This is a genomic window from Peptoniphilus indolicus ATCC 29427 (assembly GCF_000227315.1).
Classification (GTDB): domain Bacteria; phylum Bacillota; class Clostridia; order Tissierellales; family Peptoniphilaceae; genus Peptoniphilus; species Peptoniphilus indolicus.
On the sequence record NZ_JH165061.1, the window covers coordinates 356864 to 379638 of the forward strand.

A 22775-nucleotide genomic window follows, 5' to 3' on the forward strand; every position below is an offset into this window, starting at 1 on the left:
TAATTTAGCTAAATATAGAAAAATACTTTTTGAAAGAAATAAACTATTAAAGAGACCTAATGAAGAATTGCTAAAAGTTTATGACTTTCAACTTGCGTCGTATGGTGTGAAGATACTCTTTGAAAGACTTAAGTATATTAAGGAAATTGAAGAATTTGCAAAAAAACACTACAGTAGACTTTCTCAGGGTTCTAAACTAAAGATAACTTATCTTTCAACTGTTAAATTTTTAAAAGATAAAATGGAACAAACTTTTATGGAAATTTTGTTAGAACAGAGAGAAAAGGACTTTGAAAGTAGATTTACAACTGTAGGACCACACAGAGATGATTTAGATTTTAAAATAAATGAAATGTCTGCAAAGAGTTTTGCATCTCAAGGTGAAACGAGAAGTATAGTACTTGCTCTTAAACTTGCCGAGATGGATTTTCTTGAGAAATTTAACAAGAGAAGACCAATACTACTCTTAGATGATGTGTTTTCGGAACTTGATAAGACAAGGGCTATGTATCTTTCTCAAAGTTTAGATAATATGCAGACTTTTATAACTAGTACAAATTTGAATGAAGATAGTTTTTTAATTGATTCAAATAAAATTAATGTAGAACGACTTTAAACTGTTACGAACAGGAGAATTAAATGGAAAAGAATAATCAGCATTATGGAGCTGAAAACATACAGGTACTTACCGGTCTTGAACCGGTAAGAAAAAGACCTGGTATGTACATAGGCTCTACAGGTTCCAAGGGACTTCATCATTTAGTATATGAGATAGTTGATAACTCAATAGATGAGGCTCTTGCAGGAAGATGTAGTGAAATTACTATAGAAATTGAAAAAGACGGAAGTGTATCTGTTAGTGATGATGGTAGAGGTATACCAACAGATATACACCCTCAAACAAAGAAGAGCACTGTGGAAACTGTACTTACAATACTGCATGCAGGTGGTAAGTTCTCTAATGACGCTTATAAAGTGTCAGGAGGTCTACATGGGGTTGGTGTGAGTGTAGTTAATGCTCTTTCAACTAAACTTACAGCAACTGTAAAAAGAGAAGGAAAGATACATCAACAAACTTTCTCAAGAGGTATTCCTACTTCGGAATTAGAAATAATTGGTAAAGTAGCTGAAAGTGATACAGGAACTAAGATTTCATTTAGTCCTGACCCGGAAATATTTGACACTTTAATTTTTGAATGGGATATTTTGTCTAAGAGATTTAGGGAAATGGCATTTTTAAACAAAGGTGTTAGAATAAATTTCAGAGATTATAGAGAAGAAAAAGTCAGAGAAGAGGTTTATCACTACGAAGGTGGTATAAAATCTTTTGTTGAATACATCAATAGAAAAAAGACACCTATACACAAAGAAATAGTATATATAGACCAAGAAAAAGATAAGACATTAGTTGAAATAGCTATACAGTATACTGATGCATATTCAGAAAATGTAATAAGTTTTGCAAATAATATAAACACTGAAGAGGGAGGAAGTCATTTAAGTGGTTTCAGGTCTGCTCTTACAAGAACTATTAATGAATATGGAAGAAAGTATAATATCATAAAAGAAAAAGAAGAAAATCTATCCGGAGATGATGTAAGAGAAGGTTTGAGCGCTGTAATAAGTGTAAAACTTCCAAATCCTCAATTTGAAGGTCAAACCAAAGCTAAACTTGGAAATTCTGAGACAAGGGGAATTGTGGATTCTGTAGTTTCAGATGTATTGACAGATTTCTTAGAAGAAAATCCTAAAGTCGGTAAACTTATTTTAGATAAGGCTCTTTCAGCGAGAAGAGCAAGAGAAGCGGCAAGAAGGGCAAGAGATCTTTCAAGAAAGAAAAATATGTTGGATGCAATGCCACTTCCGGGAAAACTTTCAGATTGTCAATTATCGGATAACGAAAATACAGAAATTTTCTTAGTTGAAGGTAATTCTGCGGGAGGTTCTGCAGTAGAGGCAAGGGATTCAGTATTCCAAGCTATACTACCTCTTCGTGGAAAGATTATGAATGTAGAAAAGGCGAGACTTGATAAGATGTTGGCATCAGATGAAATAAAAGCCATGATAACAGCTTTTGGTACTGGAATTGGACAAGATTTTAATATCGAAAATCTTAGATACAATAAAATTGTAATAATGACCGATGCCGATGTAGACGGTGCGCATATAATGACATTGTTACTAACATTCTTCTTTAGATATATGAGACCTCTTATAGAACAAGGACATGTTTATGTTGCACAACCTCCTCTATTTGGTATCTTAAAGGGGAATAAGCCTTTGAAATATGTATATGACGAGTTAGAACTTAAAAAATCATTAGAGGAACTTGGAAGAGATAAAAAATATGATATTAAGAGATACAAAGGTCTTGGTGAAATGAATGCTGAAGATTTGTGGGAAACTACAATGGATCCGGAAAAGAGAGTACTTTTAAAGATAGATATAGAAGATGCTGTTGAAGCAGATGAAACATTCTCTATACTGATGGGTTCTGATGTAGAACCAAGACGTGAATTTATTGAAGAAAATGCACTTTTTGCAGAAAACATAGATGCATAATTTAGGAGATATATATGACAGAAACTAAGAATGGAATAGTTGAAGTAGACTTAAATGAGAAAATGAGAAAGTCATATCTCGATTATTCCATGAGTGTAATCGTGGCAAGAGCTTTACCTGATGTAAGAGATGGTTTGAAGCCTGTTCACAGAAGAATTATATATGGAATGCAAGTTTTGGGATTGGTTCCAACAGGACAATTTAAAAAATCTGCAAGACTTGTAGGAGATGTAATGGGTAAGTTTCACCCTCATGGTGACAGCTCAATATATGATGCAACGGTAAGGCTTGCTCAAAGTTTTAGTACTAGATACCCTCTTGTAGACGGACAGGGAAATTTTGGTAATATAGACGGATATGGCGCAGCTGCTATGCGTTATACAGAAGTCAAGATGTCAAAACTTGCCCTTGAAATGTTAAGAGATATAAATAAAGAAACTGTTGACTTCGCTCCAAATTTCGACGAAGAAGAAATGGAGCCGGTTGTATTACCATCAAGATTTCCAAACTTACTTGTAAATGGTTCAAATGGTATAGCTGTAGGTATGGCAACAAATATGCCTCCTCACAACTTGGGAGAAGTTATAAACGGTGTAATTGAATACATTGATAACAATGACATCACAATTGATGAATTAATGAAGACTATAAAGGGTCCTGATTTTCCTACAGGTGCTCAAATTATGGGTCGTGATGGAATAAAAAAAGCTTACCAAACAGGACGTGGAAAAATTCAAGTAAGAGCAGTTGCTGAATTTGAAGAAGTAAAAAATAAAACACGAATAGTTGTAACAGAAATACCTTACCAAGTAAATAAGTCAAACTTGATAATGAAGATGGCACAACTTGCCAAAGACAAGATAATAGACGGAATAACCGCAATCAGAGATGAATCATCTCGTAAGGGAATAAGAATTGTAATAGACCTTAGAAGAGATGCAAATCCTAATGTTGTTTTAAATAAGCTATATAAAAATACTCAAATGCAAACAACATTTGGTATTATAAATCTTGCTCTTGTTGGCGGAGTTCCTAAAGTTTTAAATTTAAAAGACTTGATAACACACTATGTTGACCATCAAATAGAAGTGGTTTCAAGAAGATCTGAATTCGATTTAAAGAAGGCAAAGGCAAGAGCACATATTGTCGAAGGGTTAAAGATAGCACTAGACAACATAGAGAGAATAATTCAAATAGTTAGAGGATCTAACAATGACCAAGAAGCAAAAGATAAATTTTTGGAAGAATTCGGACTTTCAGATGCACAATCTCAAGCTATATTGGATATGAGAATAAGACGTTTAACAGGTCTTGAAAGAGATAAGTTAGATGAAGAATACAGACAACTTTTGGAAACTATCGAATGGTTGACAAAAGTATTAGAAAACCATGATGTACTTATGGGAGTAATAAAAGAAGAACTTGTTGAGGTAAAAAATAAACATTCAGACCTTAGACGTACAGTCATAAAAAATTCTGAAGGTGATATAGAAATTGAAGATATTATCAAAGAAGAAGATGTAATAATTACTCTAACTCAAAGTGGATATATAAAGAGAATGCCTGAGGGAACTTACAAACCTCAAAAGAGAGGTGGAAGGGGGATATCTGCTACAACTCCAAAAGACGGAGACTTTGTAAGTGATTTATTCATAACATCAAGCCACGAGTCAATCTTATTCTTTACAACAAGAGGAAGAGTATACAGACTTAAAGCTTATGAAATACCGGAGAGCTCAAGACAATCTAAAGGTACTCAAATAAGAAACTTGCTTAACTTAGAACAAGATGAGTCAGTTGAATCAATAATTCATGTAAAAGACTTTGATCCAAATTTAAATATTGTAATGGCTACAAGAAGTGGTATAGTTAAGAGAACATCATTTGAAGAATTTAAAAATATCAGAAAATCAGGACTAGTTGCTATTACTTTAAAAGATGGAGACTCAATAGTTTCAACTAGAATCACAAAAGGTGATGAAGAGATTATGCTTGTTACTAAAGACGGTATGAGTATAAGATTTAAAGAAACGGACATAAGAACTATGGCAAGAACTGCTATGGGAGTAAAGGGAATAAGTTTAAATAAAGATGATGAAGTAGTCAGTATGGAAATTGCAAGCGATGATAAGCTTATGTTAGTAATATCTGAAAAAGGATATGGAAAATTAACCCCTATGTCTGAATACAAGGTACAAAACAGGTCCGGTAAAGGTATAATAACTTATAAAGTAAAAGAAAAGACAGGAAAGCTTGTATCTGCTAAAATAATGGAAAGTAATGATGATATTATGATGATAACTTCTAAAGGTATTATCATAAGAATTCAAATTGAAGGAATTTCAGTAATGGGTAGATCTACATCAGGTGTTAAGCTTATGAATATAACCGATTCAGATGTAGTTGCAGTTGCTAAATATATAGGAGATTAAAAATGGCTTTTAATATAGAATTTGAAAGAAAAGAAAATTTAAAAGTAATTCCGATTGGAGAATTGGATATAACTACTACTTCACAATTTAAAGAAGAAGTTATAAAAAAATATTTAGAAGAAAAATCAAATATAATTATAGATGGTTCAAAACTTGAATATATAGACTCAACAGGGTTAGGAGCTTTAATTTACATTCTCAATCAATTAAAAGAAGACGGATTTGAAATAAAAGTTGAAGAAGTAAAACCATCAATCAAAAAGTTATTTACAATAACAAAACTTGATACTGTTTTTAAAATGGGTGAGTAAATGAAAGTTATAAAATTAAATATACCTAAGGAACCACAATTTTTTAGTTCGGTAAGACTTTTGACTTCTGGACTACTTATGAGCTATCAATTGGACTTTGACCAAATAGAAGATGTTAAAGCAGCTGTGAACGAAGGACTTAACATAGCAATGAAACATGATTGCTCATTGGATATTGACTTGGAGTACAGAATTTCAGAAGAAAAAGTTGAAATAGAAATTTCAGGATTTTGTCCAAATGTCACAGATGAAACAAGTGAAGAAACAGAACTTGCTAAGACAATAATAAATTGTTTAGTTGACGAAAGCAGAATAGAAGAAGATAAACTTCAACTTATTATAAATTTGGTTTGAAAATGAATAGAGAAGAATATTATAAATTAAACAGAAAACTTACAAAAGAAGAGCGAAGGGAACTCTTTAAAATCTACAAAGATACTCAAGACCCTGATATAAGAGATATTCTTATTGAAGAGCATCTATATATAGCAGAAATTCTTTCTAAAAAGTATGCGGGAAGAGGTATAGATTACGATGATATATACCAAGTTGCATCAATAGGTTTGATTTATGCGATAGATAGATATGATTTGAGCAGAGGATATGAATTTTCTTCTTTTGCAACACCTACAATAATAGGGGAAATAAAAAAATATTTTAGAGATAAGGGTTGGACAATAAGAGTCCCAAGAAGAATTCAAGAGTTATCTAAGAAGATAAATCTTGCAAAAAATACACTTGCTCAAAAATACCAAAGAATTCCAACTGTTGAAGATATAGCTGAATATTTGAATTCAACTCCTGAAGAGATATTGGAATCCATAGAAGCTTCAAAAGTGTATTCACCTCAATCATTAGATGTAGTATATGATTCAAGTGGGGACGATAAAGAAATAAATCTTTCAGATTTGATTGGAGAAGAAGAAAAATATTTCGACAAAATAGAAATAAATGATTTACTAGAAAAGGCGATGGTAGACTTAAATGAAGTTGAAAGGACAATATTGATTGACAGATATATGAACAAGAAAACTCAAGTTGCCATAGCTAAAAAGTTAGATATATCACAAATGACAGTATCTAGAATAGAAAAAAAAGTATTGAAAAAAATGCAAGCTGAACTAAAAAAAACAATGCAAGTATAAGAGGAAACTAAAATGAACAGGAGAAAATTTTTACTCAAGCTCAACAGAGTTGTCTTTTTATTTGAAATAGTAATATCTATATTACTTATGATAGGAATACTCATATCGGTACCTGATATATTTAAGTACTATATAAATATACTTGGTAGTGGAGCTATAGAGAGTATAGAATTATTTAAAAAGTTTTTATCACATGTATTTTTGTTGGTAATAGCTATGGAGTTTATACTTTTAATGGTTGCTCATAATGATACTACAATAGTCCATCTGGTAACACTTGTAATAGCGAGAAAAATGTTAATATATACAGAATCTTTATCTGATATTTTAATAGGTGTAATCTCGCTTGCGGTATTGTTTGTAATTAGAAAGTATTTAATTCAAACACATATGAGTTCGGAGTTGATTTCATTAGGAAATAATAAAGTATTTTCAGCATCATCGCCAATAACCAAGATAAATGAGGTATATAACTACAGTATAGATTCAAAAGGTGCTGAAACTTTAGGTGGTCTTGTTTCTAAATTACTTTCAGAAAAGGGAGAAGATTTAGAAGTTGGAAAGATGTTGGATGATGGAAAATACATTTATGAAATACAGAAAATACATGATGAGGGATTGATTGAAGAGATTTCGATACACATTTTAAAATAAGAATTTAATTTTTCGAATAAAACCAAAAAAGATTTTGTGAAAATACAAAATCTTTTTTTGGTTTAATATTGAGTGATTTATATTGAATATATCTTTAAATGTTATTTAAAAATTTATCTAAGTTAACTTTGTATCTTGTATGTATTGCCTTTCCAATAAGTTTGTCATTATCAAAAGCTTTTACATCAAATACATATTTTTTACCACTTTGTTCAAGCAGTTCTGCTCTGCATAAAATTTTATTTCCAATTGGTGTTGGAGCAAGATGATCTAAATTTATATTAGTTCCAACTGAAACTTCTCCACTGTCTAAATCTTCTTCCATCAATTTTATACAAGTTCGCTCCATTAATGCTACTAAAAATGGAGTTGCATAAACAAATACTGATTTATTTCCTACAGCATCAGCTGTATTTTCTTTTGTAACAATTTCGGTAAGTTCTTGTGTACTACCTTTTTCCAGCATTTTAATCTCCTTATATTAGAGAGTTTCTACAAGAGTTTGAAGTCTTGTGTTAGTTTGTTCAAAAGCTGTCATTTCTAAGTCAATTTCAATTAGTAAATTCTTTATGCCAGCTTCTTGGAACTCTCTATAGTATACAGGGTAGTCAAATTCTTCAGGATCGCAGAATTTCATCATACATATCAATACAGCATCGGCATTATATTTTTTCGCCATATCAATTAGCATTTGGCCTCTTAATTTTTTTGTATCAGTTGCAAGAGCACATCCTTCTAAATTTTGCCACCACTTAGCAAGTCTTAAAAGAGGTTGATCTCCTTCAGGTACGTCATGTCTAAATTGTCTTGATTCTTGAGCTAAATCATCTGCAACAATAGCTATTTTCTTATCTTTAAATATTTGAAGTATTTCTTCAGGTTCTATCATAATACCAGTTGCTATAACTTTATAGCCATCCCATTCTTCAATAGGTAATTTTTTAATTTCAGATATTAGTTCTTTAACTAATTTAGTATGTTCTGATTTTTCCATAAACCATCTGGACTTAAATACAATATGTCTTTGAATAGGGTCAATTATATTAGGATATTGACCAGCTAGGTCTGAAAATTCTCTCATGACTTTTCTATTTTCATTGTAAATTTCAATACTATTTGTTATGGATTCATCAGATATTTTTACATTTAATATCTTTTCTAATTTATCTTTTAAGATTTCATATTCTGTAACCAAAAATTTATTTGCAGATTCTAATTTTCTGTTTTGAGGATGAGTAAATACTATAACAGGACTTTTACCCTTCCATTTTTGACTCATACATTTTAGAGTATCGCACGGTACAGAAAATACAACTGCATCTAAGTCATCATAGGCACCTTCTATTTGAAGTTCCATATTAGTTTGCATTATTGAACATGCAAAAGGAGGTAAATAAATTCTTGCTTTAGATACTTCTTTTTGTGCACCCCAAAGTCCCATAGGTAGAAAACCTGCAGCATGAATAATTTCTTCAGGTGCATATAATGGCATGACACCTACAACACCTTTTCCTGTTTTTTCTTTATATTTTTTAACTGTTAGTTTAGGATCTTTAGAAACTTCATCCAATAAATTTATTATTTCATTAATTTTGTTCATTATTTCAACCCCTCATTTTTTTATTGGCAGACATCATCTCAGTAAGAGTTTGTATTCTGTTATCATATTGTGCTTCTGAGAAATTTCTAGGATCAGTTTGATCACCATCAAAACTAACATATGGAAGATTATTTTCTTTATTTAAAATTTCAGCTGTCTCAACGTTTAGAAGACTCATCAATTTACAACTTCTATTTAGATGGTATGCGACCCCATCACATTTACCGTTTTTAATGATTTTTCTCAATACATCAACTTTATTGTCAAGGCAAGTGTTTATATATATTCTCGTATAAGCTTCTGCCATTGAAAGCATATCTCCAGGTGTGTATTCTAAGTTCCAAAGTCCAGGATAAGCAGAGCCTGTCATTATTGAGCCATAGCCTTTAAGAGTCTTAAAAGTGTGTCCTAAATATGGCCAAATAGCTATACCTTCCCAAGTAATTCTGGATTGTTCTCCAGCCTTGTAAGGATACACTCCATTTTGCATATTTTCTTCAAGTTCATCGGCAAATTTTTTAAAAGTTAATTCAGCATAATTTTTACTTCTTGCACAAACTATAAGAGCCATATAGTTAAATAAATCAAATCCATTTAGAGGAGACGGTTCATATTTAGAAAGTGCAGCAAGTCTATTCCATTGAGCAACAGATCTTTGCGTTTGCTCTTGAACTTCTAAAAATTTATCATAGTCAAAATCTTTTCCTGTTATTTCTTCAAGTTGTCTTATTGCTTCCTTAAATTGGTCAGCAATATATTCTTTAGAATACTTAGGAATAGGCATAGTATGATTAAAAGGAACGTCTATAACTATACAAGGAATATTTAATTCTGCAGCTAAATTTTCATACCATTTTAGTAAAGTGTTGCATATATTATTGCAAGTTATTACTAAATCAGGTAGAGGAACATCTGCAGCAGGAGATTCTTCAAGTTCTTTAGGTTTCACTCCTGTCTTAGCATATTCTTTTAAAAGTTCCATATATCCTAAGTTTACTCTGGCATAAGAACATATATCTGTATTATAACCTTTTCTATCAGCAACATCTAACATAGCTAAAGAGCCTTTTCTAGCACCTATACCGGCTGCGTGAGTTTCTGGATAAACTAATGCGATATCCATGGTTACACAAAATTCAGATGGAGCTACAGAGGCTGACCAGCAAACTAATTTTCCATTTTTTTTAGCTTCACGTGCTTCTTCGTCAAGTTTGTTTTGAAAATATCCAAGCATTTCTTTAGCTTTCATATTTGATATATCTATAGTATTCATATTCACCCTTCTATTCTATAAATTTTTATTCGCCTCTTCATAAGCAAATAAAGCAGCACCTATGGCGCCTGTCATTTGTGGGTGAGGAGCTATGGTTATTTCTTTTTTTAATTCCTCTTGGAGCGCTCTAACAACACCTTGGTTTTGAGCAACTCCTCCACATAAAACTATTTTTTCCTTAATTCCTGTACGATATAAAAGACCACAAACTTTGTTAGCAGTTGAATTATGTACACCGGCTAATATATTTTCTTTAGATATGCCCTTTGATAGCTGAGAAATAACTTCAGACTCAGCAAAAACGGTACAAGTACTACTTATAGCTACCGGATTAGTTGATAATCTATCATATTCACCCATTTTTTCTAAAGGTATTTCTAAAATTTTAGCCATGACTTCTAAAAATCTGCCAGTGCCGGCGGCACATTTGTCATTCATGAAAAATTGTAGAACTTGACCTTTATCATTAACTGAAATAGCTTTTGTATCTTGTCCACCTATATCTAAAATAGTTCGAGCTTCAGGCACTAAAAAGTTAATACCTTTTGTATGACAAGTTATTTCACTTATTTGTTTATCGGCAATATCAAATGAAAATCTGCCGTAACCTGTGACAACGATTTTAGATATATCATCTAAAGTTAAATTATTATTTGAAAGAAAGGACTTAGCTTTTGCAGTAGCAATTGTTGGCCCACTTGTACCGGTTCCAGATTGTACTACAATATTTCCGATAATTTTTATTCCATCTTCAAGTATTATGATTTTAGATGATGTAGAACCGATATCTACTCCCATAGTGTACATATCAATATATCTCCTTTAAATAAATGTATTAGATTTTATTTAGAATTTATTATATTCTCTATCAATAGGATTTATAGTTTCAACAAATTCTACCAATATCCCACTATTGTACTTAGGTCTTAGAAAATTAACTATTATATCGCTTGTACCTGGAACAGCTTCACGCTCAAGCATTTGTAATCCCTTTTCTTCGTACTCTTTTCTAACTGCTTCAACATCATCAACTTCAAAGGCAATATGCGCTATACCACCTTTTCCATTATTAAAATCTTTTAAAACACCTGCTTCAGGAATGATGAATTCTATAGGACTTGAATGATCACCGGATTTTGTAAAAATTAATTTTGCTTGGTAAGCATCTACATGACCTTTGTAATCGATTTCTAAACCTAGTCTTTCAATCATTTCATAAGCTTCTTCAAGTGTAGGAAGTACAATTCCCACATGGTGCATTCTCATTGGTTTCATATAACTTCAACTCCTTAAAATTTGAAGAAAAACGATTGTCTAATCTATAATATATTGGGATTTGATTTATTTCAGAATATTTTATACAATTTAATCTCAATATAATTATAGATTTGAATAATTGAAAATGTTTTTCTCTCTTGATATAATTTTACAAAAACATCAATGGCTTTTAAATCGTCATAGTATGCCCGATGTTGAACAAAAAATTCAATTTTGAACAAAAAATTCAATAAATTCAAATGATAATTTAAATGAAAAAGTTTATGCTATATACAAGATAAGTTATTGTAAGAAATTTTGTTTCTATTTGTGAGGATAGGAGTTATGTTATGAATAAATATTCACCGGTTTTAAAAAAAATGATTGATTTTACTAATATTAAATTAATAGTACTTGCAAATGAATTAGATTATGATATCTCATACATAAGCAAGTGGTGTAATGCTTCTAAATTACCATCTCAAAAATACATAAGAACAACAAATAAAAAAATAAGTGAGGTATTATCAAGGGAAATTTTTGAACAAAATAAAGTATTAGATTTTTTTCTGGAATTTGATATAAAATTACCGGAAAATTCAAATTATCTAGAAGATTCAAAATTCATTGAAGAAAAGATTAATAAAATACTTATGAAAGAATATAAAGATTCTATTAAAAATTATGATAGTGTAGAAAATAACACCAGAATGGTAATAGGTAATAGCAATATAAAACTATTTTTAAGTGATGTAATACAAAAACAAAACTTAAAAAATGAAGAAGGTTTTACAGACTTATTAATAACAATGGATTTTATATCAGATGGAGTAGAGTATATTTTAAACTTGATAAGTGAGGTTAAAAATATAAATATAAAAATAGGTCTTGATGTGGATGACTTAGAAGGAGAAAAATCAGAAAAACTAAAAAAACTATATCAACTTTTAAATGATAAATCTAACCTGAATGTAACAATGTATAAGAATAGCGAATTCAAATACTTTAATGCAATAATAGCAAAAAACAATTTTGTAATAAACTATTCTCTTGATAAAAATAAAAAGATGGAGATAATATCTTATTCAAATGATGAGGAAGAAGTTGATAAAGCTTATAAGATTTTAGCTGCAAAATTTAAAAATGAAAATATCTTAATGAAAAATGTAAATAGTCTTGAAATGAATAGGAGTGGCTATCGAACGGATTTTTATACAGATAATCACTTTAATATGTTCTGTTGCTATGGGTTTGAATTTTTATTACCATCTGAAATAATTGAAGACATTGCAAAAAAAGAATGTGAAAATATTAAAAAGAGAGAAAACAAAGATTTTAATGTATTGGAAAATATGTTACAAATAAAAAAACTTCAAATAGAGTGGGAAGAAATTTTTCATGAAAGAAATATAAATTTTTTATACCTAAAGTTTCTCTTTATAAGTATATACAAACGGGAAAATTAGTATATATAGATACAGAATATACCATGTCAATAGAGCAGAGAAAAGAGCATTTTTTCAATGTAATTAGACTGATGAAAAAGAATAAAAATATAAAAATATATATTATAGATGGTGAAAAAGTTAGTGGTGACTTTAAAGAATTTAACATTGGAATATATTTAAATCAAAAGAAATTTTTTATAAAGAATTATGCAAGATTTTTTAAAAATTTAGAACCATTTATACATACCGTAATTGATAAAAACTTAGTTGATGGCGTAAATGAATTTTTAGAAAATTTAAAAAATGGAGATAATTGTAGAGAATATACTGTTGAAGAGCTTGAAGAAAAATGGAATAATTATGGAAGTATGTTTTTAAAAATTATGGAAATTTCTTCAGAGAATGTAGAAGATTAAATTTTATATACTTTAAAAGGAGAGAGTGTCAGAATGGATAAGTTCCTGACACTCTTTTTGTAATTGATACATTTAATTTCACGTTAATAGGTTAATTAATATTTTATGAATTTTACTTCAATTTGAATTTTTAGGATAAAGTAATTTTAATTTTTTATTTCAAACCCATTGGTTTGTCTATAAATATTCTTGGATCCATAAATTTAAGATTTTTATCAATTATAGGCTCAAATTCCATTTGGTCTAATATATCTTTTTGTAGATCCACTCCCGGGGCGATTTCAACAAGTGTTAAACCGTCTTTTTTTAATTCAAAGACACATCTCTCTGTTACATATAAAACAGGTTGAGAAACACTTCTTGCATAGTCTCCAGAAAAAGTAATTTGTTCAACATCTTTTCTGAATTTTTTAACTTGTCCTTCTTCTAAGATGTTTAATTTTCCATCTTTTATTTCTGTTTTTAATCCTTTAGTTGTGAAAGTTCCACAGAAAATAACTTTTTTTGAATTTTGCGAGATGCTTATAAATCCTCCGCATCCAGCAATTCTAGTACCAAATTTTGATACATTTAGATTTCCATGAGAATCTGCTTGAGCAAGTCCGAGATAACATATATCAAGACCTCCTCCATCATAGAAATCAAATTGGTAAGGTTGATCAATTATTGCATCTGCATTTATTGACCCACCAAATCTTGGTCCGGATTGAGGAATACCTCCAACAGGTCCTGATTCAACCGTTAAAACTATGTGGTCACTTATATTTTCTTCTGCTGCAATGTTTGAAACAAGTTCAGGTATGCCTATACCTAAATTACCAACAAGGCCAGGAACAATTTCCATAGCACCACGTCTTGCTATTACTTTTTTTGCATTTAGAGGTATATAAGCATTATAATTTTTTTCAGCGATTCTTGTGTTACCTGCAAGTTCCGGTTCATAGTCTATACCGTAAGCTTGTTGTTTTAGGGAAGGTTCTTGTATTTCAACTACATAGTCAACACAAACACCAGGTATTTTAACAAGTTTAGGGTCTAAAGAACCATTTTTAACCACTTTGTTTACTTGAACAATAACTTTTCCACCACAATTGTGAACTGCTTGTGCAATTGATAAAACTTCTGTAGGAACTACTTCCAAGTCCATAGAAATATTTCCTCTTTCATCAGCAAAACTTCCTTTAATTAGAGCTATATCAAAATGCATAGCTTTATAAAAAAGTCTTTCTTCTCCACCAATGTTTATGAGTTCAACTATATCTTCTGTGGTGACATCATTTACTTTACTACCTTCTTTACGAGGGTCGGCAAAAGTATTTAGTCCAACATGAGTTACAACTCCAACTTTTTTTCCGGCAACATTTCTTAACATTTGTGCTAGAGCGCCTTGAGGAACATTATAGCCCTTGATCTTATTAGCTGCCATCAAATCCATCAATTTGGGTGCTTTATTGAAATGACCTGCAATGACTGTTCCTAAAAGACCTTCGTGTGCTAAATGGTTTACTGATTTATCATCACCGTCACCTTGACCGGCAACATAAAATAAAGTTAAATTTTTTGGACTATTAGTTTCTTTAAATCTTTTTTCTACTCCGGCTTCTAATGCTTCGGGGTTTGAACAACCAACGAAACCTGATGTTACGACAACATCATTGTCTTTTATTATCGAAAGAGCTTCTTTGAGATTTGTAAATTTGGGTATCATAATCTGCCTCCAATTATAGGATATATTTTTATAACCTATATATAATAATTATCTAAAAAGACTACCGCTTATAATAAGCTTTTGTATTTCGTTAGTGCCTTCATATATTTGAGTGATTTTTGCATCTCTCATCATTCTTTCAACATGATAATCTTTCATGTATCCATTTCCACCCAAGAATTGAACTGCTTGAGTTGTAACTTCCATAGCTGTATCTGTACAAGTAAGTTTTGCCATAGCTGCAGGGATAGTATATGGCTTATGTTCAGTTTCTGCTTGAGCTGCTTTGTAAAGTAATAGTTCAGAGTATTCAATTTTAGTTCTTAGTTCAGCCATTTTAAATGCAGGATATTGTTGAGCACAAATTGGTTTACCAAATTGTTTTCTATCCATCATATATTTTCTAGCGATTTCAAAAGCGCCTTTTGCCAAACCTAAACCTTGAGCAGCAACACCGATTCTACCACCATCAAGAGTAGCCATTGCAATCTTGAATCCTTGTCCTTCTTCACCAAGTAAATTAGAAGCAGGAACTTTTACATCCTTTAAGAACATTTCACTAACCTTAGCAGAACGAATGCCCATCTTATCTTCTATATGACCAACACTTACTCCTTCCCAAGAAGTTTCAATTACAAATGCTGATAATCCTTTAGCGCCTTTTTCAGGTTCAGTTAAGGCAAATACTATGTAATAGTCAGCTAAAGGCCCATTTGTTGAAAAACATTTTGAACCGTTAAGAATATAATTATCACCTTCTTTTTTTGCTATAGTGACACAACCGCCGGCATCTGAACCGGCATTAGGTTCTGTCAAGCCAAAAGCTCCTATAGAAGTCCCATTAAAAACAGGTGGAAGATATTTCTTTTTGATTTCTTCGCTACCGTATTTAAAAATAGGGAAAGCATAAAGGGAAGCATTAACTGAATAAGCAATACCAATAGAACCATCAACTTTTGAAAGTTCTTCAACAGCTATTGCATATGATATATAATCTCCACCTTGTCCACCATATTCTTTAGGATATTGAATACCATTTAAACCACATTTACCAAGTGCTTTAAATTGTTCTATAGGAAACTCACTTTTTTCATCTCTTTCCATAACACCAGGTGCTATTTCCTTTTCGACGAAATCTCTCATAGCTTTTTGAATTACTAATTGTTCATTTGTTAAATTAAAATCCATAATTGTTCCTCCTACTTTTTTAATTACAACATAATAAGTAATTATCTACATGAATAACTTAAAACGTTTTCTATAACATACGATAAATAATTTTGTGTGGAATAAAAACAACTTAAATATGACCTAAGTTGAATAAAAGTTCAACAAGTTCAAAAAATACAATTTTTTGTAAGATTTTGTGATAACAATTTTATTTTGTTAAAATAAATAGAAATTTGATTATTACTTGATTTAGTTGATAAATAACAATAAAAAATTCATACAAAATAGAACATCAAAAACCTCTATAAATTAGTCAAATACACAATTTGAAGGTTTTTTTAAATTGACAAAGAAATTTAAAAAATATATTATTATCACAAAATTAAATTAATTTTAGGAATTAAGAAGTAGGAGGAAGTTTATGAATAGAGAATACAATGCTGTTACAAATGAAATTAAAGAACAGATTAAATCCTCTGTTGAAGGAAAAGTATATGTTGGAAATGAAATAAATGAAGATTTTTTTCATGATGAGATGCCTATTTATGGAGAAGGTATACCTGATGTAGTGGTAAGACCTAAAAATGCAAATGATGTTGCAAACGTTGTTAGAATATGTTATCAAAACAATTTGCCAATTGTGCCAAGAGGTGCAGGAACTGGACTTACCGGAGCAGGTGTAGCCATTAAAGGCGGAGTAATGATAGATTTAAAATCTATGAATCAAATTTTAGAATATGATGATGACAATTTTGTAGTTAGAGTACAACCTGGAGTTTACTTAAATGATTTAGCTCAAGATGCTCTTTCAAGAGGATATATGTACCCACCAGACCCGGGTGAAAAATTTGCGACAATAGGTGGAAATGTTTCTACTAATGCTGGTGGAATGAGAGCTGTGAAATATGGCACTACAAGAAATTATGTAAAAGAAATGGAAGTTGTACTTCCTACAGGAGAAATTACAAGATTTGGAGCAAATGTTGCTAAGACTTCAACAGGATATTCGCTTATAAATTTAATGATAGGTTCTGAAGGAACACTTGGAATAATTACAGAGTTGACTTTAAAACTTATAACAGCACCAAAAGAAACAGTATCTCTAGTAATTCCATATGAAAACTTAGATGATTGTATATCAACTGTTCCTAAACTGTTCAGAAGTAATTTAAATCCACAAGCCATAGAATTTATGGAAAGAGAAATAGTCTTAACTTCTGAAAGATTCATAGGTAAAAGTACTTTTCCTAAAGAATTAGAAGGAATTGAAATAGGAGCATACCTATTAGTTACATTTGATGGTGAAAATAGAGATATGTTGGATGACATAGTGGAAAAAGCTGCAGAAGTTGTAATAGAAGCTGGAGCAATAGATGTTTTAGTAGCTGATACACCAGCAAAAATAAAAGATGCATGGGCAGCAAGATCATCTTTCTTAGAAGCAATAGAAGCAGAAACAGAACTATTAGATGAATGTGATGTAGTAGTACCTATAAATAAGATTGCCAAGTATATAAACTTTGTAAATAAAGAAGGAGAAAATTACGATTTTTCTGTAAAGAGTTTTGGACATGCAGGAGATGGAAATTTACACATCTATGCTTGTTCAAATAGTATGGAAAAAGATGAATTTATGAGACAAGTGCATGAATTTATGACCGTTATATATCAAAAAGCTTATGAAATGGGTGGACAGATATCCGGAGAACATGGAATAGGATATGGAAAGAAAGAATATCTAAAACAGTTTGAAGGTGAATTAAACGTAAATTTGATGAGAGAAATAAAGAAGGCATTTGATCCTAAATTTATTTTAAATCCAAATAAAATAATTTAAATTTGAGAGGGGAGAAATAGAATATGGCATATTTGATTTCAGAAGAAGCAAAGGATTTGCTACAAGATGTTAAAAATTTTTGTGAAAAAGAAGTAAAAGAACAATGTAAAGAGTTTGATAGAACAGGTGAATGGCCAGAGGAAATATATAATAAGGCAATAGAGCAAGGATATTTGGCATTGGAAGTTCCAGAAGAATTTGGTGGACCAGGGCTTTCAAGAGTTGATGTAGCAGCACTAATAGAAGAAATGGCAAAGGCAGATGCAGGTTTTGCAACTACTGTTTCAGCCTCAGGTCTTGGAATGAAACCGGTTTTAATTGCAGGAAATGAAGAACAAAAAAAGTGGGTTTGTGATAATGTACTTGAAGGAGGAATAGGAGCTTTTTGTCTAACAGAACCTGGCGCAGGAAGTGATGCTGGCTCTGGAGTTACAACTGCAATTCTTGATGGAGATGAATATGTATTAAATGGAAGAAAGTGCTTTATAACTAATGGAGCAGTTGCCTCTTTCTATTGTGTAACAGCTATAACTGATAAATCTGTAGGTTCAAGGTCTATGTCCATGTTTTTAGTACCTGCTGGAACAAAAGGATTATCTGCCGGAAAAGAAGAAGATAAGATGGGAATTAGAACTTCAAATACTTGTGATGTAGTGTTTGAAGATTGTAGGATTCCTGCAAAAAATTTAATTGGAGAAGTTGGAAAAGGTTATTCAATAGCCATGCAAACTTTAGATCAAGCAAGAGCTTGGATGGGATGTATCGCAGTTGGAATTGCCCAAAGAGGAATAGATGAAGCTTTTAAATATACAAATGAGAGAGAACAATTTGGAAGACCTGTAATAAAATTCCAAGCACTTCAATTTAAATTGGCAGATATGGATATAAAAACTGAAACAGCAAGACAAATGGTTGCTTGTGCATTAAATAGAATGGATGAAGGACTATCTTTTAGTAGAGAATCAGCTATAGCTAAGTGTTATGGTTCTGATATAGCTATGCAGGTAGCATCTGATGCAATTCAATTATTTGGCGGATATGGATATAGTAGAGAATACCCTGTTGAAAAATTATTAAGAGATGCAAAAATTTTCCAAATATTTGAAGGAACTAACGAAATTTTGAGAATTGTAGTTGCAAATAACATGATGAGAGGTTAAATATGAATATTTTAGTTTGTATTAAAGAAGTTCCAGATGATTCTGTAGATGTTAAGGTAGAATCAGGAGTACCTGTCGTAGATGAAATAACACCGGTTATTAATGCATTTGACACATATTCATTAGAGATGGCAGTTAGATTAAAAGAAAAATTGGGTGGAAAAGTAACCGTGATTTCGATAGGAAATGAAGAAGTAAAAAATTCTCTTAAAAATTGCTTGGCCGTTGGAGCTGATGAAGCTGTTCTTGTAAAATATGATGATTATAAAGATTTAAATTCAAGAGATGTTGCAACTGCACTTAAGGAGGCAATTTGTAAGTTAGAGATAGATGAAAAATTTGACTTAATTTGCTTAGGAAAAGAATCCACAGACACTCAATCTTCTTCAGTAGGGATATATTTATCTGAAGAACTAGATGTTGGTGTTATAACAAACGTTATTGAAATGGAGGTAAATAATAATTTGTTAGAAGCAAAATCACAAACAGATTTTGGCTACAGAATAATAGAAACTAAACTACCAAGTGTAGTTACTATTAATAAACCGGATTATGACCCAAGATACCCTACTATAAAGTCTAAAATGGCAGCTAGAAGAAAAGAAATTTCTGAAATTGAGATAGAAATTATACCAAATGATAATTTTACAATAATATCCAATTCAGAGCCTCCAAAGAGACAATCAGGAATTAAAATTCAAGAAGAAGAGATTGAAGACAGTGTAAAAAAAGCCATAGAAATAATGGTTCAGGAAAAAGTTCTTTGAGGTGTAATATGACAAAAGATTTTTTAATATATGTGGAAACAAAAGAGAATACTCCTATAAAATCAAGCCTTGAAGTTCTATCTAAAGCACATGAACTTTCAAGAGAGGTCAACTCAAAAGTAATAGCAGTTGTAATAAGTGAAAATGCTGATACTTCAATGTTGGCATCAAGTGGTGCAGATTTAGTAATAAATGTAAAAAGAGAAGAATTTAATGCAAGAGATTATGCTAGCATTATTTCAAAAATTGCAACAGAAAAAGATGTAAAATTTGTTTTAATGGCAGGAACGTTGGATGGTAAAGATATATCAGCACATACAGCATTTAAATTAGATTCAATTTCAGTTACAGATGTACAATCCATAGAAGTTGAAGAAGATGATATTAAATTTATATATCCAACTTATGGCTCAACTGTACTTACAGAAGCTAAAATAAAGCATGAAAAAATTAAAGTTGCAAATATTAGATTAGGTTCATTTGAGAAAAAAGAAAATTTAAATAACTTAGCAACAGAAGAAAATATTGAGGTAGAAAGAGCAGGATTAAAAACTAATATAAAGAGCATATTTGAAGAATCTCAAGGCACAATAGCTTTAGAAGATGCAGAAATTATAGTTACTTGTGGAAGAGGGGCTTCAAAAGGCGAAGGATATGAGCTGGTAAATGAATTAGCTAATATATTAAAAGCTCCTATTTCAGGAACAAGACCGGTGATAGACGATGGTATTTTACCTAAGACATCACAAATAGGTCAATCAGGAAAGATAGTTGCACCAAAACTGTATATAGGATGTGGTGTGAGTGGTTCAGTACAACACGTTTCAGGAATTCAATCATCTAACTTTATAATTGCAATTAATAAAGATGAAGATGCTCCAATTTTCAATATATCCGATATAGGAATAGTTGGAGACTGCGAAAAAATATTACCACTATTCAATACAGAGATAAATAAGATTGTCAGTAACAAATAAATAATAACACTTATAAGTTAATACTACTAATTTAAAACGATTTCTAAAAAACACAATTAGGAGGAAACTATGTTATTTCAATTACTTGTTATGTTTGGAACAGCCTATATAGGGCAGTTTATATCAAATATATTACCATTTCCATTTCCGGGGACAATTATTGCCAGTTTGATTTTATTTATACTTTTACAGATGAAAATTATAAAAATAGACAAACTAAAGGGAATAATAGATGTATCACATAAGTACTTAGCTCTTTTCTTTGTTCCTGTAGGAGTTGGAATTTTAGAATATGCAACTCAATTCAGTATAGAAGTATGGTTGAAAATATTTTTATTAATAATATTATCTACAGCAGCAACAATGATTATTACCGGAAAGGCTTCAGATTTTACAATAAAAATATTTAATAAGGGGGAAATAAATGATTGATATATTGACAAAAGATCCTCTATTTAGCGTATTTATAACAGTAAGTGCCTATTTATTAGCGACAAAAATAAAAGAAAGACATAACTATAACATACTCAATCCAATGTTGGTAGCTATGCTAATTGTAATATTTACATTGGTATTATTCAGAATACCGCTTGAAAATTATAAAAACGGAGGTAAAATAATAAAATTTATGATATCTCCAATTGAGACTATAGTTATAGGAGTGGGGTTGTATAAACAAGTAGAAACACTAAAGAAAAATTTTATATCTATGATTATATCGACATTTATTGGAGGTGTATTTGTAGTATTGTTTGTAATTTTTATTGGAAGTGCAATGAGCATGCCAAAAGATGTTTTACTTGCAAGCATACCTAAGTCAGTAACAACAGCAATAGGAATAGAGATATCAAATAAAATGGGCTGGATGACATCTATTACAGTCATGTATATATGTACAACAGGAATAGTTGGTGCTGTAATAGCAAGGCCGATTATAAAAACTTTTAAAATAAAAAATCCAATTTCTCAAGGTTTGGCAATAGGTACAGCAAGCCATGCCGTGGGAACGAGTGAAGCTATAAAAATAGGTGAAGTTCAAGGAGCAATAAGTGGGCTTTCAATAGGACTTCATGCGATAATTGCATCAATTATAATACCTATTATAGTGAGTATTTTAGGAGTTGCTTAAAAACATATTTATTGTATTAGAAAAATGTAGAAAGGTAGAATTTAGAAAATAAAATATTTCTAAACTCTACCTTAATTTACTTAAAAATTGAATTTTCAGGATTGAACTCTTCTATGAACATTAAAACGAATACAATGCTAAGTATTATAGAACTCATTAAAATTGCCTTAGAGGAGAATAATTCAATAAATATATTTCCAAGTATTGCTCCAAGTATAAAACAAAGTATAATACCAAAATATAGTCGAGTCTTTTTTAAACTGAGTTCATCTCTATACATCAAGAAGTTATACAAATTTTCAGTTCCGCTTCTGAGATTTCCGATACACATTGTTGTTGCAATTGGATGAGAATAAATTTTTCTAAAACTTTCGACTTGAATTCCACAAGCTAGAGAAATTAAACTGTTGGCCAAAAGATTGTATTCAGTTGAAATAAAAGCAACAACGGAAAAAATTAAAATTTCAATCAGGACAGAAAGTTGTCTCCAGTGTAGTTTATATTTATTTTCAAAATATCTAAAAAAATCAGCTAAAATTATTCCAAATGCAAAGGCAATAACAGGCCAAAAATATTTAATAGACTCGTGGATATTTCCTTCAGAAAGATAAATTCCAAAGAGAATTATATTTCCGGTTTGAGCATTTGCAAATACATGATCCCTAAAAATATAGGAATATGCATCCATAAACCCACCTGAAATAGCAAGTAAGATGCCTATTAAAATTGTTTCTGACATTTGTATTTTTCTATTCATAACACCACTTCTTAATATTAATATTATATTTAGAAGTATAACATATTTTAAAAACTATAGATTAAAGAATTAATTCTAAGTCAATGAAATTTATTTTCTTAAATTTTTTAAATTTTCTTCAACTAAATTAATTCCTAAACTATAAGAATTATTATATTGTTCTAAAATTAAT

23 protein-coding genes are annotated in these 22775 nt (G+C 30.7%); 15 read left to right on the forward strand and 8 right to left on the reverse strand.

The features are described from left to right. From recF to HMPREF9129_RS01645, 7 genes are all read left to right on the forward strand, one after another. Nucleotides 1–616: DNA replication/repair protein RecF (recF, locus tag HMPREF9129_RS11610; protein ID WP_004819631.1), on the forward strand; the 616-nt coding region annotated here is incomplete at its 5' end. 23 nt (nt 617–639) lie between these two features. After that, nucleotides 640–2562 (forward strand): DNA topoisomerase (ATP-hydrolyzing) subunit B, encoded by a 1923-nt coding sequence (gyrB, locus tag HMPREF9129_RS01620; protein WP_004819632.1) that lies wholly within the window; start codon nt 640–642, stop codon nt 2560–2562. A gap of 14 nt (nt 2563–2576) precedes the next feature. Then, complete coding sequence (gene gyrA, locus HMPREF9129_RS01625) at nt 2577–4994, forward strand: DNA gyrase subunit A (RefSeq protein ID WP_004819633.1); 2418 nt, start codon at nt 2577–2579, stop codon at nt 4992–4994. 2 nt (nt 4995–4996) lie between these two features. Continuing rightward, nucleotides 4997–5305 (forward strand): STAS domain-containing protein, encoded by a 309-nt coding sequence (locus tag HMPREF9129_RS01630; RefSeq protein WP_004819634.1) that lies wholly within the window; start codon nt 4997–4999, stop codon nt 5303–5305. Further along, a complete protein-coding gene (locus HMPREF9129_RS01635; RefSeq protein WP_004819635.1) occupies nt 5306–5659 on the forward strand; it encodes an ATP-binding protein in 354 nt (117 codons plus the stop codon). It begins immediately after the preceding gene. Between the two features lie 2 nt (nt 5660–5661). Next, nucleotides 5662–6450, forward strand: coding sequence for a SigB/SigF/SigG family RNA polymerase sigma factor (locus tag HMPREF9129_RS01640; RefSeq protein ID WP_004819636.1), 789 nt, complete (start codon nt 5662–5664; stop codon nt 6448–6450). A 12-nt stretch (nt 6451–6462) separates the two neighbouring features. Further along, on the forward strand, nt 6463–7104 hold the full coding sequence (locus HMPREF9129_RS01645) for a transporter associated domain-containing protein (protein WP_004819637.1): 642 nt from the start codon (nt 6463–6465) through the stop codon (nt 7102–7104). A 94-nt stretch (nt 7105–7198) separates the two neighbouring features. Here the strand turns inward: HMPREF9129_RS01645 and HMPREF9129_RS01650 are convergent, their stop codons facing one another. The 5 genes from HMPREF9129_RS01650 to HMPREF9129_RS01670 are packed head-to-tail and all read right to left on the reverse strand — an operon-like array spanning nt 7199 to nt 11252. Continuing rightward, nucleotides 7199–7570 carry a thioesterase family protein gene (locus tag HMPREF9129_RS01650; RefSeq protein WP_004819638.1) on the reverse strand — a complete coding sequence of 124 codons (372 nt, stop codon included), beginning with the start codon at nt 7568–7570 and terminating at the stop codon, nt 7199–7201. A gap of 15 nt (nt 7571–7585) precedes the next feature. Continuing rightward, nucleotides 7586–8704, reverse strand: a complete 1119-nt coding sequence (locus HMPREF9129_RS01655; RefSeq protein WP_004819640.1) for a 2-hydroxyacyl-CoA dehydratase subunit D — start codon at nt 8702–8704, stop codon at nt 7586–7588. A 4-nt stretch (nt 8705–8708) separates the two neighbouring features. Further along, entirely contained in the window at nt 8709–9977 is a 1269-nt protein-coding gene (locus tag HMPREF9129_RS01660) for a 2-hydroxyacyl-CoA dehydratase subunit D (protein ID WP_004819643.1), read from the reverse strand. Nucleotides 9978–9992: 15 nt separating this feature from the next. Next, complete coding sequence (locus tag HMPREF9129_RS01665; RefSeq protein WP_004819644.1) at nt 9993–10784, reverse strand: acyl-CoA dehydratase activase; 792 nt, start codon at nt 10782–10784, stop codon at nt 9993–9995. 39 nt (nt 10785–10823) lie between these two features. Beyond that, nucleotides 10824–11252, reverse strand: coding sequence for a VOC family protein (locus HMPREF9129_RS01670; RefSeq protein ID WP_004819647.1), 429 nt, complete (start codon nt 11250–11252; stop codon nt 10824–10826). A gap of 332 nt (nt 11253–11584) precedes the next feature. Between HMPREF9129_RS01670 and HMPREF9129_RS01675 the strand changes: the two genes are divergently transcribed. Both HMPREF9129_RS01675 and HMPREF9129_RS01680 read left to right on the forward strand, forming a co-directional pair. Then, on the forward strand, nt 11585–12700 hold the full coding sequence (locus HMPREF9129_RS01675) for a hypothetical protein (RefSeq protein ID WP_004819649.1): 1116 nt from the start codon (nt 11585–11587) through the stop codon (nt 12698–12700). Between the two features lie 71 nt (nt 12701–12771). Next, entirely contained in the window at nt 12772–13098 is a 327-nt protein-coding gene (locus tag HMPREF9129_RS01680; RefSeq protein WP_169311332.1) for a hypothetical protein, read from the forward strand. A 154-nt stretch (nt 13099–13252) separates the two neighbouring features. On the opposite strand, the gene HMPREF9129_RS01685 is transcribed toward HMPREF9129_RS01680, so the two are convergent. Both HMPREF9129_RS01685 and HMPREF9129_RS01690 read right to left on the reverse strand, forming a co-directional pair. After that, complete coding sequence (locus HMPREF9129_RS01685; RefSeq protein WP_004819657.1) at nt 13253–14806, reverse strand: acyl CoA:acetate/3-ketoacid CoA transferase; 1554 nt, start codon at nt 14804–14806, stop codon at nt 13253–13255. 48 nt (nt 14807–14854) lie between these two features. Next, a complete protein-coding gene (locus HMPREF9129_RS01690) occupies nt 14855–15994 on the reverse strand; it encodes an acyl-CoA dehydrogenase family protein (protein ID WP_004819660.1) in 1140 nt (379 codons plus the stop codon). 403 nt (nt 15995–16397) lie between these two features. On the opposite strand from HMPREF9129_RS01690, the gene HMPREF9129_RS01695 reads away from it, so the two are divergent. The 6 genes from HMPREF9129_RS01695 to HMPREF9129_RS01720 all read left to right on the forward strand — a co-directional run bounded on the left by HMPREF9129_RS01695 (nt 16398) and on the right by HMPREF9129_RS01720 (nt 21846). Continuing rightward, nucleotides 16398–17813 carry a D-lactate dehydrogenase gene (locus HMPREF9129_RS01695; protein ID WP_004819662.1) on the forward strand — a complete coding sequence of 472 codons (1416 nt, stop codon included), beginning with the start codon at nt 16398–16400 and terminating at the stop codon, nt 17811–17813. A 23-nt stretch (nt 17814–17836) separates the two neighbouring features. Next, the gene (locus tag HMPREF9129_RS01700; protein ID WP_004819664.1) at nt 17837–18973 is read left to right on the forward strand and encodes an acyl-CoA dehydrogenase family protein; all 1137 of its coding nucleotides are present in this window, start codon (nt 17837–17839) and stop codon (nt 18971–18973) included. 2 nt (nt 18974–18975) lie between these two features. Continuing rightward, a complete protein-coding gene (locus HMPREF9129_RS01705) occupies nt 18976–19740 on the forward strand; it encodes an electron transfer flavoprotein subunit beta/FixA family protein (protein WP_004819666.1) in 765 nt (254 codons plus the stop codon). Between the two features lie 8 nt (nt 19741–19748). After that, entirely contained in the window at nt 19749–20717 is a 969-nt protein-coding gene (locus tag HMPREF9129_RS01710; RefSeq protein WP_004819667.1) for an electron transfer flavoprotein subunit alpha/FixB family protein, read from the forward strand. Nucleotides 20718–20786: 69 nt separating this feature from the next. Then, on the forward strand, nt 20787–21149 hold the full coding sequence (locus HMPREF9129_RS01715) for a CidA/LrgA family protein (RefSeq protein WP_004819669.1): 363 nt from the start codon (nt 20787–20789) through the stop codon (nt 21147–21149). After that, on the forward strand, nt 21142–21846 hold the full coding sequence (locus HMPREF9129_RS01720) for an LrgB family protein (RefSeq protein ID WP_004819672.1): 705 nt from the start codon (nt 21142–21144) through the stop codon (nt 21844–21846). Before HMPREF9129_RS01715 ends, HMPREF9129_RS01720 begins: the two co-directional genes overlap by 8 nt. A 76-nt stretch (nt 21847–21922) precedes the next feature. On the opposite strand, the gene HMPREF9129_RS01725 is transcribed toward HMPREF9129_RS01720, so the two are convergent. Beyond that, nucleotides 21923–22603 (reverse strand): YoaK family protein, encoded by a 681-nt coding sequence (locus tag HMPREF9129_RS01725; RefSeq protein ID WP_004819674.1) that lies wholly within the window; start codon nt 22601–22603, stop codon nt 21923–21925. Between the last annotated feature and the right edge of the window lie 172 nt (nt 22604–22775).

Coding starts and splice junctions, on each gene's coding strand:
- gyrB (WP_004819632.1), top strand. CDS start 640: ATGGAAAAGAATAATCAGCATTATGGAGCTGAAAACATACAGGTACTT.
- gyrA (WP_004819633.1), top strand. CDS start 2,577: ATGACAGAAACTAAGAATGGAATAGTTGAAGTAGACTTAAATGAGAAA.
- HMPREF9129_RS01630 (WP_004819634.1), top strand. CDS start 4,997: ATGGCTTTTAATATAGAATTTGAAAGAAAAGAAAATTTAAAAGTAATT.
- HMPREF9129_RS01635 (WP_004819635.1), top strand. CDS start 5,306: ATGAAAGTTATAAAATTAAATATACCTAAGGAACCACAATTTTTTAGT.
- HMPREF9129_RS01640 (WP_004819636.1), top strand. CDS start 5,662: ATGAATAGAGAAGAATATTATAAATTAAACAGAAAACTTACAAAAGAA.
- HMPREF9129_RS01645 (WP_004819637.1), top strand. CDS start 6,463: ATGAACAGGAGAAAATTTTTACTCAAGCTCAACAGAGTTGTCTTTTTA.
- HMPREF9129_RS01650 (WP_004819638.1), bottom strand. CDS start 7,570: ATGCTGGAAAAAGGTAGTACACAAGAACTTACCGAAATTGTTACAAAA.
- HMPREF9129_RS01655 (WP_004819640.1), bottom strand. CDS start 8,704: ATGAACAAAATTAATGAAATAATAAATTTATTGGATGAAGTTTCTAAA.
- HMPREF9129_RS01660 (WP_004819643.1), bottom strand. CDS start 9,977: ATGAATACTATAGATATATCAAATATGAAAGCTAAAGAAATGCTTGGA.
- HMPREF9129_RS01665 (WP_004819644.1), bottom strand. CDS start 10,784: ATGTACACTATGGGAGTAGATATCGGTTCTACATCATCTAAAATCATA.
- HMPREF9129_RS01670 (WP_004819647.1), bottom strand. CDS start 11,252: ATGAAACCAATGAGAATGCACCATGTGGGAATTGTACTTCCTACACTT.
- HMPREF9129_RS01675 (WP_004819649.1), top strand. CDS start 11,585: ATGAATAAATATTCACCGGTTTTAAAAAAAATGATTGATTTTACTAAT.
- HMPREF9129_RS01680 (WP_169311332.1), top strand. CDS start 12,772: ATGAAAAAGAATAAAAATATAAAAATATATATTATAGATGGTGAAAAA.
- HMPREF9129_RS01685 (WP_004819657.1), bottom strand. CDS start 14,806: ATGATACCCAAATTTACAAATCTCAAAGAAGCTCTTTCGATAATAAAA.
- HMPREF9129_RS01690 (WP_004819660.1), bottom strand. CDS start 15,994: ATGGATTTTAATTTAACAAATGAACAATTAGTAATTCAAAAAGCTATG.
- HMPREF9129_RS01695 (WP_004819662.1), top strand. CDS start 16,398: ATGAATAGAGAATACAATGCTGTTACAAATGAAATTAAAGAACAGATT.
- HMPREF9129_RS01700 (WP_004819664.1), top strand. CDS start 17,837: ATGGCATATTTGATTTCAGAAGAAGCAAAGGATTTGCTACAAGATGTT.
- HMPREF9129_RS01705 (WP_004819666.1), top strand. CDS start 18,976: ATGAATATTTTAGTTTGTATTAAAGAAGTTCCAGATGATTCTGTAGAT.
- HMPREF9129_RS01710 (WP_004819667.1), top strand. CDS start 19,749: ATGACAAAAGATTTTTTAATATATGTGGAAACAAAAGAGAATACTCCT.
- HMPREF9129_RS01715 (WP_004819669.1), top strand. CDS start 20,787: ATGTTATTTCAATTACTTGTTATGTTTGGAACAGCCTATATAGGGCAG.
- HMPREF9129_RS01720 (WP_004819672.1), top strand. CDS start 21,142: ATGATTGATATATTGACAAAAGATCCTCTATTTAGCGTATTTATAACA.
- HMPREF9129_RS01725 (WP_004819674.1), bottom strand. CDS start 22,603: ATGAATAGAAAAATACAAATGTCAGAAACAATTTTAATAGGCATCTTA.